The following is a 12,282-nucleotide window of genomic DNA, read 5'->3' as shown; positions in this document are numbered from 1 at the left end:
GTCCGGGTCGCTAATGCGCATCAACCATGTGGGTGAGGTGTGCGCCCAGGCGCTCTACACCGGGCAGGCCTTGGCTTGTCGCAACACGGCCCTGCGTGCGCAATTGGCCGAAGCCAGCCGCGAGGAAACCGACCACCTGGCCTGGACCCAGCAGCGCTTGGACGACCTGAAAGATCGACCGTCATTGTTGAACCCGCTTTGGTATGCCGGGGCATTTGCCATTGGTTTTGCCGCGGGCAAGCTGGGCGGCGACAAAGTCAGTCTAGGTTTTGTGGTCGAGACCGAGCGCCAAGTGGAAGCGCACCTGCAAAGCCACATGGATTTGCTGCCGGCTGCCGACACGGCGTCGCGCGCCATCGTGTCGCAAATGAAAAGCGATGAAATAGCGCACGCTCAAATGGCGCAAAAGGCGGGCGCGGTGGACTTGCCCGTCCCGGTCAAGGCGATGATGCAGGCCGCCGCCAAGGTGATGACCACGGTGGCGCACAGGGTCTGAAGCAATTCGCCAGCGTTGTATCGCCCCTTTAAAGTCTGCATTCTTTGCAGACCAAGACCTGTTTTCAGGGGTTCAGGGCGCTTCTACCACCTCAAAACTGGTGGTGATTTCAGCCGTTTTGCCCAACATGATGCTGGCCGAGCAGTATTTGTCATGGCTCATGGCAATGGCGCGCTCGACCGCGTTGGCGGGCACGCCTTTGGCTGTGACGGTGAAGTGCATGTTGATTTTTGTGAAGACTTTGGGGTCGAGTTCAGCGCGTTCGCTGCTGATCTTGACGCTGCAGCCGCGCACGTCGTGGCGACCGCGCTTGAGGATCAGCACCACGTCATAGGCAGTGCAGCCACCGGTGCCGGCCAACAGCATTTCCATGGGGCGGGGGGCGAGGTTCTGGCCGCCGTTTTCGGGTTTGGCCGCGTCAGGCGCGCCATCCATGTTGACAATGTGGCCCGAGCCGGTTTCGGCCACAAAGCCCATGCCCGAGCGGGTGCCGGCAGCGCCGGTCCATGTGACTGTGCATTCCATGTTTGCTTTCCTTTGTGTTCATCCCTGCGCGTTCAGGGGCACGGTGTGTGTATTGGGAGCGCCCAACTTTACAAGTTTTTGCACTTCAAGACTGTCAACTTGCTGCAACGCAACAAAAACACCCGTACAATTGCGAACAAGCGTGCTTTTTTGCACGCACCTGTTGTCTCCTCCACCCTCTGAAAAGGTGGATTTGCCCCCAGCCGCAAGGCTAGGGGCATTTTTTTTGGCCGTTATCATCAAGCCCACACTTTTTAAGCGATGCGGACCGCCCGCCATTGCACCGGACATGACGACCCCACACCTCAAACCCGCTGATTACCTGATCAAAATCCTGAATGCCAAGGTCTATGACGTGGCCAATGAGTCGGCTCTGGAACTGGCCAAAAACCTCTCGCGCCGCCTGAGTAACCAGGTGCTGCTCAAGCGCGAAGACCAGCAGCCCGTGCACAGCTTCAAGCTGCGCGGGGCTTACAACAAAATGGCGCACCTGAGCCCTGAGCAGCTGAAAAAAGGCGTGATCTGCGCCTCGGCCGGCAACCACGCGCAGGGCGTGGCGCTGAGTGCCAGCCGCTTGGGCACGCGCGCCGTGATCGTCATGCCCACCACCACGCCTCAGGTCAAGATCGACGCGGTCAAAGGTCTGGGCGGCGAGGTGGTGTTGTTTGGCGACAGCTACTCTGACGCCTACAACCACTCGTTGACGCTGCAAAAAAAGCAAGGCCTGAGCTTTGTGCACCCCTTTGACGACCCTGACGTGATCGCAGGCCAAGGCACCATCGCCATGGAAATGCTGCGCCAGCACCAAGGGCCGCTGGATGCGGTGTTTGTGGCGATCGGCGGCGGTGGCCTCATCAGCGGTGTGGCCAACTACATCAAGGCGGTGCGCCCTGGCGTCAAGGTGATTGGCGTGCAGATGAACGACTCCAACGCCATGATCCAGTCGGTGGCCGCGCAGCAGCGCGTAACCTTGGCCGATGTGGGCTTGTTCTCGGATGGCACGGCCGTGAAACTGGTGGGAGAAGAGACCTTCCGCGTGGCCAGCAATTTGGTGGACGAGTACATGACGGTGGACACCGACGCGGTGTGCGCGGCCATCAAGGACATTTTTGTGGACACCCGCTCGATCGTGGAGCCCGCTGGTGCCTTGGCGGTGGCCGCCATCAAACAGTATGTGGCCGCGCACAAATGCAAAGGCCAGACCTTTGCGGCCATCTTGTGCGGCGCGAACATGAACTTTGACCGCCTGCGCTTTGTGGCCGAACGGGCCGACGTGGGTGAAGAAAAAGAAGCCCTGTTTGCCGTGACCATTCCCGAAGAGCGCGGAAGCTTCAAGCGCTTTTTGGAGCTGATTGGCAGCTTGCCGGGCGGCCCGCGCAACGTGACAGAGTTCAACTACCGCATGAGCGACTCGGACCAGGCCCATGTGTTTCTGGGCCTGAGCACGCATGGCAAAGGAGAGAGCGGCAAGATCACTGCCAAATTCAACAAGCAGCAGTTCAAGGCGATTGACCTGACGCACGACGAGCTGGCCAAAGAGCACATCCGCCACATGGTGGGCGGGCACTCGGCCCTTTCACAAGACGAGCGGCTGCTGCGCTTTGAGTTCCCCGAGCGTCCCGGCGCGCTGCTCAAATTTTTGAGCCTGATGCGCCCGGGCTGGAACATCAGCCTGTTCCACTACCGCAACCAAGGTGCCGACTACGGCCGCATTTTGGTGGGCCTGCAGGTGCCTCCCAAAGACGACAAAGCGTTTGAGAAGTTCCTCAAAACGCTGGGTTATCCGTATGCGGAAGAGACGGACAACCCGGTGTATCGGCTGTTTTTGCGGGGTTGAGGGCCTTTGACGGCATGACCGTTAACCCTCTGCAGTTCAAACAAGCCTGTTGCTGGCAGGTCTTGGAGCAGGCTATTCGACGCCCGGCAAATCCAATTGCAGCTGCTGGCTGGCCGATTTCAAAATGGCTTGGCGGGGCGTCAACGCAGTAAGGATCAGGCCGTCTTGCACGGCTTGCCCAACCCGGTAAGCCTTGGGCGCTTGGCCATCCGTGGCGATCAGCGCGCTGCCTTGACCCGACGCCGACGCGATCACGCCCATCAGTTTGAATGGGCTGCCGGTGACGCTCACTTGGACGGCTGCCGTGGCCGTGTGGCCCAAAGCGCGGGCCACTGATGTGGTGGCGTCGTGGGGCACGTTGCCAGGGGCTGGCAGCGCCGCCGTGCTTGGGCTTGCTGGCGGTGTGGTCAGCTGAAAACCCCAATACACCACACTGGCGGCCGCGCCTGCGCAGATGAACACTGCCATGGCTTTGGGCCAAACAGCAGGCGAAGAATCAGCAGGCAAACGGGCAATGGGCATGCACGGATTATGATCGAAGCCATGCAAACCCAAGCCCCCTCCCCACAGCGCCGCCAACGCGGCTTCACCCTGATCGAACTCATGGTCGTGCTGGCCATCATCGGCGTTTTGGCAGCCATGATCGTGCCCAATGTGCTGGGCCGCGCCGACGATGCGCGCATCACCGCCGCCCGCACCGATGTGAGCAACCTGATGCAGGCACTCAAACTCTACAAACTGGACAACCAACGCTTTCCCAGCGCCGAGCAAGGCCTCAATGCGCTGGTGACCAAGCCCAGCAGCGAACCCGTGCCCGGCAACTGGAAGCCTTATCTGGACAAGCTGCCCAATGACCCTTGGGGCCGTGCTTACGTCTACATGAACCCCGGCATCAAGGGCGAGGTGGATGTGCTGTCCTTTGGCGCCGACGGCCAGTCGGGCGGCGAGGGCAACAATGCAGACCTCGGCAGCTGGCAGTAAACACGCACCGGGCCGCGCTGGCGGCTTCACGCTGCTGGAGTTGTTGGTGGTGGTCTCCTTGATCGCCATGGCCACAGCGGGGGTGAGCCTGTCCTTGCGCGACAGCGCGCAAAGTGCTTTGGAGCGCGATGCCCAGCGTCTGGCCAGTTTGCTCGAAACCGCCCGCGCCCAAGCGCGTGCCAGCGGCGTGCCTGCGCAGTGGCAACCCACACCCGAGGGCTTCGTGTTCAAAGGCTTGCCGCGCAGCGACTTGCCCTCGCAATGGTTGGCAACCACCACCCGAGCCTCTGTGTCAGCCCCGATTGTGTTGGGCCCCGAACCCTTGATTGGCCCCCAAAAAGTGGCGCTCAGCCATGCCGGGCGCACCGTGTGGGTGGTGACCGATGGGCTGCGGCCTTTCAATGTGCAAAACAAGCCGCCGCAGGGTCGGCCATGAAGCAACGCGGCTTTACCTTGATCGAGGTGCTGGTGGCGCTGGGCATTGTCGCGGTGGCAATGATGGCGGGCCTGAAGGCCACCGGCTCGCTCAGCCGCAATGCCGAACGACAAACCACCAGCATGCTGGGGCAAATTTGCGCCGAAAACGAGTTGATCCGCTTGCGGCTGCTGCGCCAATTGCCGGACACCGGCAACCAAGACATCGAATGCCTGCAGGCTGGCCAAACTTTGCAGGTGAACTTGTCGGTTCGGCCCACGCCCAACCCCAATTTTCGTCGCGTCGATGCGCGCGTCTTGAGCCGTGGCGAGTATGTGCTGCAACTGTCCACCGTGATGGGGCGCAACTGATGACCCACCGCCCGCCCAGCCCCAAAGGCTTCACCCTGATCGAGGTGATGGTGGCCATCAGCGTGATGGCCTTGATGGCGTTGATGTCTTGGCGTGGCATCGACGGCATGCTGCGCACCCAAACGGGTTTGCAGCAGCGCAGCGACAGCATCCGCACACTGCAAGCGGGCCTGGCCCAGTGGCAAGCCGACCTGGACCAACTGGCCGAATTGCCCGGCACACCCAGCTGGGACTGGGATGGCAAGGTGCTGCGCTTGACGCGGCGTGCCGCCTTGGGCACCGAAGCCCACGTTGTGGCCTGGACCTGGCGCAGCCAAACCACCAGCGCAGGCGGCGGCGAATGGCAACGCTGGCAATCAGCCCCATTGCACCAGCGCAGCGATTGGCAGTCGGCTTGGGGTCTGGCCAGCCAATGGAGCCAAACCCCGGACGACAACACCCGTGCAGGCGAAATCGACATCCACCCGCTGAGTGCTTGGCAACTGTATGTGCACCGCGGCGGCAGCTGGACCAACCCCTTGTCGAGCGATGCGGTCACGGCCGATGGCACCACCACTGACAAGGCCCCGCCCACTTCTGGCTCGACCCCGCCCGACGCGGTGCGTTTGGTGCTGACCCTGCCGAATGGCCCATTGGGCTCGGGCCCACTCACCCTCGATTGGGTCAGCCCCACGTTTTCGGCGGCCAAGCCATGACACAGCACCTGCGGCACACACAAGGCGGCGCGGCACTGCTCATGGCGATGCTGACCGTCACCTTGGTGGCCACATTGGCATCGGCCGCTTTGTGGCAACAGTGGCGGCAAGTGGAGATCGAAACTGCCGAGCGCGGACGCAGCCAAACCGCTTGGATGCTGACCGGCGCTTTCGACTGGACCCGCTTGATCTTGCGCGAAGACGTCCTCTCCGCCCAAGGCAAAGAAGTGGACCATTTGGGCGAGCCCTGGGCGCTGCCCGTGCAAGAGTCCCGGCTGTCGAGCTTTTTGTCGCAAGACCAGCAATGGCAAGAGGGCGACGCCGAAGTGTTTTTGTCGGGCCAGATCACCGATGCTCAGTCGCGCATGAACGTGATGAACCTGATTGAAAACGACCAAGTCTCTGAAACCGCGCTGCTGCGCTTTGCCCGTTTGTTTGAGCGCCTGAACCTGCCCGAGCAAGAGCTGCAAACGCTGGCACGCCAGCTTCAAATGGCGGTCAAGGCCCAAAAGACCACCGGCCCTGCGCCCGATGGCGTGCCCTTGATGCCGCAACAACCCCAACAACTGGTGTGGCTGGGTCTGAGTCGGGCCACATGGGCGGCGCTCGAAAACTTCATCACCATCTTGCCCACCCCCACCCCCGTGAACTTGAACACCGCTCCGGCCGAAGTGCTGATGGCCAGTGTGCCGGGCCTGGACATGGCCGCCGCCAACCAGTGGGTTCAGCAGCGTGAACAAGGGCACTGGACCACCCTGGACGAAGCCCAAAAAGCCTTGGGGCCCGTTGGCGCAGCACTTCAAGCGGCTCAGCACAGCGTGCAAAGCCAATACTTTGAAGTGTTGGGCCGCATGCGCATTGACAAGGTGGTGCAACAAGAGCTTTCGCTGGTTCGGCGCGACGGCACACGGGTCAGCTTGTTGTGGCGTGTGCGCAGTGCGGTGCGTGTCACGGACGCCCTCTAGAATGAACCCTTCATGCGCACCTTGATTGTTCAACTGCCTTTGGGCAGCCCCTCCCCCAGCGTGGCTTATGCACACGCCTGGGTTCAGACCGACGCCCAGGCTCCAGCGGTGGCGCAGCAATGGGCTGTGGCCAGCTTGCTGCCGCGCCCCGACCGCCAGACCGATGTGGTGGTGGTGGTGCCAGCGTTGGCGCTGTCGTGGCACACACTGGCATTGCCCGCTGGCCTGAACAAACAGCCCGCCCGCTTGAAAGCGGCACTGCAAGGCCTGCTCGAAGAGCGATTGCTGGACGAGACCGATGAGCTGCACCTGGCGCTGGGGCCCAACTGGAAACAAACGCCACAACCTTGGGTGGCCGCATGCCAGCGTGCTTGGCTGAGCGACCACCTGCTAGCGCTGGAGGCGGCCGGCCTGAGCGTGCACAGAATCGTGCCCGAAGTGGCCCCCACCGCCGGGGCTTTGCGCATGCTCGCCCTGAGCAATGCCGGCACCGACGCTGACACCGGCTGGCTGTGGTGCAGCCAAGCGGAGCGTGGTGTTTGGGGGGTTCCCCTGCGCGCCATTTCAGACCCAGGCCAAAGCCTGTGGGCCACGCCGGAAGAACGCGATCAGGCCGACGTGCAAGCCGAACCGGCTGTCGTGGCTTTGGCATCGGCCTGTTTGGGCGTGCCAGCGCGCCTGATGGCGCCAGGCCAACACTGGCTGGCGGCTTTGGAGAGCGGTTGGGATTTGGCCCAGTTTGAGTTTCAGGCCAACGCCCAAAGCCGACGCATGAAAAGCTGGCAGCGTGCACTCAGCCATGGCTGGCATGCCCGCGCCTGGCGACCCGCCCGATGGGGCCTTTACGTGTTGCTGGCCAGCCAACTGGTGGGTCTGAATGTCTGGGCCTGGAACACCCGCAACGACTGGCAAGCACAACAACAGGCCTGGACCACCCTGCTGCAAGACAGCTTCCCGAAAACCCGGGTGGTGGTGGATGCCCCTGTGCAAATGGCCCAAGAAGTGGCCCGCTTGCGCCAAAGCTCAGGCCAACTGAGCGCGCAAGACCTGGAGGCCATGCTGGATGCAGTGGGTCAAGCGCTGCCCGAGGGGGTGGTGCCTCCGCGCCAGTGGCGCTTTCAACCCGGCCAATTGCAATGGCCCGACTTCAAGCTCAGCGCCAGCCAGCAAACTGCACTGCGACAAAACCTGGCCGCCAAGGGCTACCAGCTCAAAACCGAAGCCCAGACGGGCACGATCACTGTGCGGGGGGCGTCCCAATGAGCACCCGCACAAGCACTCAAGCGCTGCAGCCGCTGATCGCAGCCGCCCGCGCCACCTGGCAAAAACGCACCCCTCGCGAACGGCAATGGCTGCGCTTGGCGGCGCTGGTGATGCTGCTGACCCTGACGTGGCGCCTGGCCCTTGAGCCGGCCTTGACCACTTGGCGCGAAGCACCCTCACGCCAAGCGGCGCTGGACCAAAAAACCAGCCAAATGCGGCAACTGCAGGCGCAAGCCAAAGCGCTGCAAAAACCCACCGCCATCACCCGCGCCGAGGCACTGCGTTGGCTGGAAGCAAACATCCCGGCCAATCTGGGCAGCGATGCCTCTTGGCGTATGCAAGGCGAGCGCTTGAACGTGAGTTTAAAAAGCGCATCGTCCCAACAACTGGCGCACTGGCTGGTACAAGCGCGCGAACGCGCACAAGCCACGCCCGAACAAGCGCAGTTGCAGCAAACGCCCGCACCATCGGCCGATGCCAGCCCCCAAGACGTGCGATGGAGCGGCACCTTGGTGATGCGCCTGCCTTGAGATCGCAAACCATGACACCCCGCCGCGCGCCACCACACACCACCGCCCCTTGGGGTTGGGCTTGGCTGGGCGCTGGTCTGGGTGGGCTGGTGGCATTGTGCTTTTGGGCACCTGCGCACTGGCTGGCTTGGGGCGTGGCACAAGCCACCCAAGACCGTGTGGTGTTGCAGTCACCCCGGGGCACCGTGTGGTCTGGCTCGGCCCAGTTGGTGCTCAGCGGCGGCCAAGGCAGCCGAGACCAACAAACCTTGCCAGGGCGCATCCAATGGGCCATGGCACCGGGCTGGCTGTCCTTGAATTTGCGTCTGAATGCCGACTGCTGCATGGCCGAAGGCCCTGCGCAAGTGCGCGTGCAAGCGGCCTTGTCCAAGGTCCATGTGCAGGTTCAAGCGCCCCGGTCTCAGTGGCCTGCGGCTTTGCTCAGTGGCCTGGGCGCACCTTGGAACACCCTCCAACCCGAAGGCCAATTGCATTTGCGCACCGAGGCGCTAGGCCTGCAATGGGCAGCAGGCCGACTGCAGGTGCAAGGCCTGGTGGCGCTCGAAGCGCACAACATGTCTTCGCGCTTGAGCCCTCTCAAACCCATGGGCAGCTACCGCATCCAGTTGAGTGGCACCCCAGAGGGCAGCCCCACCCCCGAGCTGAAACTGAGCACCTTGCAAGGCCCATTGCTGCTCACGGGGCAGGGCCAATGGGTGGGAGCCCGCCTGCGTTTCAACGGTGAAGCCAGTGCTGACGTCGGCAGCGAACGCGCCTTGTCAAACCTGCTCAACATCATCGGCCGCCGCCAAGGTGCGCGCAGCTTGCTTTCTTTAGGATAAACATGAACGCCCCTGCATTGTTCACCCCCCACAGCCTGTCGGCCATCGCTCTGGTCTTGGCCTGCTGGGTTTTGCCCGCCGGGGCACAAAGCCCAAACCCCAAACCGCTGTCGGCCAAAGAACCCGTGTCTTTGAATTTTCAGAACGTCGACATCGACGCCGTGGCCCGCACCTTGGCCACGATGTCTGGCCACAACGTGGTGGTCGACCCCCGCGTCAAAGGCACGATGACTTTGTCCAGCACCGTGCCTGTGCCGCCCGCACAGGCCATGCGCCTGTTTGCGCAGCAACTGCGCACCCAAGGCTTTGCCTTGATCGAGTCGTCCGGCCTCTACACCGTGCTGCCCGAAGCCGAAGCCAAGCTGCAAAGTGGCACGGTTTCAGCCGGGGCGGTGCCCGCGAGCAACGGGCAAGTGGTGACCCAGATTTTTCACCTGACGCACGAAAGCGCCAACAGCTTGGTGCCGGTGCTGCGCCCGCTCATCAGCCCCAACAACACCATCAACGTGACCCCCGGCACCAACGCCTTGGTGATCACCGATTACAGCGACAACATCCAACGCCTGAGCCGCATCATCGCGGCACTGGACGTGGCCAATGCCACCGGCGTGGACGTGATTCGGTTGCAGCACGGCATTGCGGCCGACTTGGCGCCCATGGTGCAAAAACTCATCGACTCGGGCGCGGCCAGTGGTGCGCCCGGCGCGGCCAACCAAGCCGATGCCTCATTCAAAACCACCGTGCTGGCCGAGACACGCACCAACTCGCTGATCGTGCGCGCCGCCAACCCGGCCCGCTTGGCGCTCACGCGCTCTTTGGCCGAACAGCTGGACGCGCCCAATGCCGCGGGCCCTGGCGCGGCCAGCGGCAACATCCATGTGGTGTACCTGAAAAACGCCGACGCCACCCAACTGGCCACCACCTTGCGCGCCGCCATGTCGGCGCAAGGCAGCACGGCCTTGACAGGCGCCACCGCTGCCGCACCCTCTCGCTCTGGTGCATCCGCCAGCACGGCGGGCAACACCAGCAACCAGCCCTCGACCGGTGGGCAAGTCCAAGCCGACCCGGCCACCAACGCCCTCATCATCTCCGCACCCGAACCGCAATACCGGCAGTTGCGTGCGGTGATCGACATGCTCGACCAGCGCCGTGCGCAGGTGTTTGTTGAGAGCTTGATCGCCGAAGTCAGCGCCGACAAGGCCGCCGAATTTGGGGTGCAGTGGATGAGCGGCACCGGCTCCAATGGCAGCACCGTCGGGTTGCTGGGCACCAACTTTGCGGTGGGCGGCACCAACTTGCTGAGCTTGGCGGCCAATGCGGCAGCGGGCAACTACACCGCCTCAACAGGTCTGAATCTGGCCTTGGGCGAACGGCGCAACGGCGCATTGGCCTTGGGGGCACTGGCCCGCTTTCTGCAAGCGAATGGCGACGCGAATGTGGTCCTGGGCGGTTTGCTGCAAGACGACACCACCAACAGCCAAGAAAAAGTGCCTGGCCTGGGCGACATTCCGCTGTTCGGCAACCTGTTCCGGTCCGAGTCACGCAGCCGCAAAAAAACCAACCTGATGGTGTTTTTGCGTCCCGTGGTGGTGCGCGACGGGGCTGCCACCGAAGCCTTGTCTTTGGGCCGCTATGAGCAAATGCGCCTGAACCAGCAAGGCTTCCAGCCCGCACCTTCGCGCGTTTTGCCAGTGACCGGGTCTGCCGTGTTGCCCCCCTTGAACGAGAGCGTGCCAGCCGCGACGCCCAGCGTACCGACACCGACACCTGCACAAGATACGGACACATCGACCCCGGCCGTCGTCCAGCCCATCCCGAACTGAACCGCACCGCCTGACCATGCGCCACCCCCTGCCATACGCTTTTGCCCGCACGCACCACTTGCTGCTGGAAGACGACGGCCATCAACTGCGTTTGAGTTGGTGCGAAGACAGCGACCGCTCGGCCTTGTCAGAGCTGACACGCAAGTTTGCGGCCCAACCGATGGCCTGGCACAAAAGCAGCCGCACTGAGTTGTCGCGGCTGATCAACCAAGCGTATTCGGGCGGCCAAGCCCATGGCGCATCGACCGCAGCAGCGGTGGTGAGCGAGGTCGAGTCCGAGGCCGACCTCTCGCGCATGATGCAAGACCTGCCCGCCGTAGAGGACTTGCTCGAAGCCAGCGACGACGCGCCCATCATCCGCATGCTCAACGCCTTGCTCACCCAAGCCGCACGCGACGGGGCCAGCGACATCCACATCGAGCCCTATGAACGCCACTCCAGTGTGCGTTTCCGCATAGACGGCACCCTGCGCGAGGTTGTACAACCGAACCGGGCGCTGCATGCCGCACTGATTTCGCGCCTGAAAATCATGGCCGAACTCGACATCGCAGAAAAACGACTCCCGCAAGACGGCCGCATCAGCCTGCGTTTGGGCGCACGCGCGGTCGACGTGCGCGTGTCCACCCTGCCCAGTGCGCATGGCGAACGTGCCGTGCTGCGCTTGCTGGACAAAAGCGAAGCACGCCTGACCTTGGAGGCCGTGGGCATGCAAGGCACGGTGCTGCAACAGGTGGACCAACTCATCCACCAACCGCACGGCATTTTGCTTGTGACGGGGCCAACGGGCTCGGGCAAAACCACCAGCCTTTACGCCGCGCTGCAGCGCTTGGACGCCACCCGCAACAACATCATGACGGTGGAAGACCCCATCGAATACGAGCTGCCCGGCGTGGGCCAGACGCAGGTGAACGCCAAAATCGACCTGACCTTTGCCAAAGCCCTGCGCGCCATCTTGCGGCAAGACCCCGACGTGATCATGATCGGCGAGATCCGCGACTTTGAGACCGCGCAAATCGCGATCCAAGCCTCGCTCACGGGCCACCTGGTGTTGGCCACGCTGCACACCAACGACGCGGCCAGCGCAGTCAACCGCCTGATCGACATGGGCGTTGAGCCGTTTTTGCTCAGCTCGTCTTTGTTGGGCGTGCTGGCCCAGCGCCTGGTGCGCAAGCGCTGCACGGCTTGCCACGGCGCAGGCTGTGAGGCCTGCGGCCAAACCGGTTACGCCGGGCGCACCGGCGTGTTCGAGTTGCTGATGGCCACCGACGACATCCGCGCCCAAATTCACAACCGTGCAGCCGAAGCCGCGCTGCGCACCACCGCCATGGCCCAAGGCATGGTGTTGATGCGCGATGACGGCCAACGCTTGGTCGATGCAGGCATCACCAGCGCCGAAGAGCTGTTGCGCGTCACGCGCGACTGAAACCGCATGCCGCCGTTGACCCGTCTTTGCCCCAACCTGCTCATGTGGGCGCTGGGCGTATGCGTGGGGGCCTTGCCCTTTTCCGCCAGGGCCGCAACAGCCGCCCCCGAGACGCCCAGCAGCACACCAGACACGCC

General features: G+C 63.2%; 14 protein-coding genes. 12 read left to right on the top strand and 2 right to left on the bottom strand.

Annotation, left to right across the window (positions count from 1 at the left end):
• Window positions 1-496: 2-polyprenyl-3-methyl-6-methoxy-1,4-benzoquinone monooxygenase (coq7, locus tag Q0341_RS06090; RefSeq protein WP_299511239.1), on the top strand; the 496-nt coding region annotated here is incomplete at its 5' end.
• A 72-nt stretch (window positions 497-568) separates the two neighbouring features.
• On the opposite strand, the gene Q0341_RS06085 is transcribed toward coq7, so the two are convergent.
• On the bottom strand, window positions 569-1,021 hold the full coding sequence (locus Q0341_RS06085) for an OsmC family protein (RefSeq protein WP_299511238.1): 453 nt from the start codon (window positions 1,019-1,021) through the stop codon (window positions 569-571).
• Window positions 1,022-1,310: 289 nt separating this feature from the next.
• Here Q0341_RS06085 and ilvA point away from each other — a divergent pair, with 289 nt between their 5' ends.
• Window positions 1,311-2,858, top strand: coding sequence for a threonine ammonia-lyase, biosynthetic (ilvA, locus tag Q0341_RS06080; RefSeq protein WP_299511237.1), 1,548 nt, complete (start codon window positions 1,311-1,313; stop codon window positions 2,856-2,858).
• A gap of 72 nt (window positions 2,859-2,930) precedes the next feature.
• Here ilvA and Q0341_RS06075 read toward each other — a convergent pair whose 3' ends face one another.
• A complete protein-coding gene (locus tag Q0341_RS06075; RefSeq protein ID WP_299511236.1) occupies window positions 2,931-3,380 on the bottom strand; it encodes a type II secretion system protein N in 450 nt (149 codons plus the stop codon).
• Between the two features lie 21 nt (window positions 3,381-3,401).
• On the opposite strand from Q0341_RS06075, the gene gspG reads away from it, so the two are divergent.
• The 10 genes from gspG to Q0341_RS06025 are packed head-to-tail and all read left to right on the top strand — an operon-like array spanning window position 3,402 to window position 12,145.
• Window positions 3,402-3,839, top strand: coding sequence for a type II secretion system major pseudopilin GspG (gene gspG, locus Q0341_RS06070; RefSeq protein WP_299511235.1), 438 nt, complete (start codon window positions 3,402-3,404; stop codon window positions 3,837-3,839).
• Window positions 3,814-4,275: a prepilin-type N-terminal cleavage/methylation domain-containing protein gene (locus Q0341_RS06065; RefSeq protein ID WP_299511234.1), complete on the top strand. Its 462-nt coding sequence runs from the start codon at window positions 3,814-3,816 to the stop codon at window positions 4,273-4,275. The genes gspG and Q0341_RS06065 overlap by 26 nt, the downstream gene beginning before the upstream one ends.
• Window positions 4,272-4,625, top strand: a complete 354-nt coding sequence (gene gspI / locus Q0341_RS06060) for a type II secretion system minor pseudopilin GspI (RefSeq protein WP_299511233.1) — start codon at window positions 4,272-4,274, stop codon at window positions 4,623-4,625. Before Q0341_RS06065 ends, gspI begins: the two co-directional genes overlap by 4 nt.
• On the top strand, window positions 4,625-5,320 hold the full coding sequence (locus Q0341_RS06055) for a prepilin-type N-terminal cleavage/methylation domain-containing protein (protein ID WP_299511232.1): 696 nt from the start codon (window positions 4,625-4,627) through the stop codon (window positions 5,318-5,320). The genes gspI and Q0341_RS06055 overlap by 1 nt, the downstream gene beginning before the upstream one ends.
• Window positions 5,317-6,285, top strand: a complete 969-nt coding sequence (gene gspK, locus Q0341_RS06050; RefSeq protein ID WP_299511230.1) for a type II secretion system minor pseudopilin GspK — start codon at window positions 5,317-5,319, stop codon at window positions 6,283-6,285. The genes Q0341_RS06055 and gspK overlap by 4 nt, the downstream gene beginning before the upstream one ends.
• A 12-nt stretch (window positions 6,286-6,297) precedes the next feature.
• Window positions 6,298-7,548 (top strand): type II secretion system protein GspL, encoded by a 1,251-nt coding sequence (gspL, locus tag Q0341_RS06045; RefSeq protein WP_299511229.1) that lies wholly within the window; start codon window positions 6,298-6,300, stop codon window positions 7,546-7,548.
• On the top strand, window positions 7,545-8,078 hold the full coding sequence (gene gspM / locus Q0341_RS06040; protein WP_299511227.1) for a type II secretion system protein GspM: 534 nt from the start codon (window positions 7,545-7,547) through the stop codon (window positions 8,076-8,078). The genes gspL and gspM overlap by 4 nt, the downstream gene beginning before the upstream one ends.
• A gap of 11 nt (window positions 8,079-8,089) precedes the next feature.
• Window positions 8,090-8,899 (top strand): type II secretion system protein N, encoded by an 810-nt coding sequence (gspN, locus tag Q0341_RS06035; RefSeq protein ID WP_299511226.1) that lies wholly within the window; start codon window positions 8,090-8,092, stop codon window positions 8,897-8,899.
• 2 nt (window positions 8,900-8,901) lie between these two features.
• Entirely contained in the window at window positions 8,902-10,722 is a 1,821-nt protein-coding gene (locus Q0341_RS06030; RefSeq protein WP_299511224.1) for a secretin N-terminal domain-containing protein, read from the top strand.
• A gap of 16 nt (window positions 10,723-10,738) precedes the next feature.
• Window positions 10,739-12,145: an ATPase, T2SS/T4P/T4SS family gene (locus Q0341_RS06025; protein ID WP_299511222.1), complete on the top strand. Its 1,407-nt coding sequence runs from the start codon at window positions 10,739-10,741 to the stop codon at window positions 12,143-12,145.
• The last annotated feature ends 137 nt before the right edge of the window (window positions 12,146-12,282 follow it).

Source organism: uncultured Limnohabitans sp., from assembly GCF_937889215.1.
Taxonomy (GTDB): Bacteria; Pseudomonadota; Gammaproteobacteria; order Burkholderiales; family Burkholderiaceae_C; genus Limnohabitans_A.
This window is presented reverse-complemented; position numbering and strand designations above follow the sequence as displayed.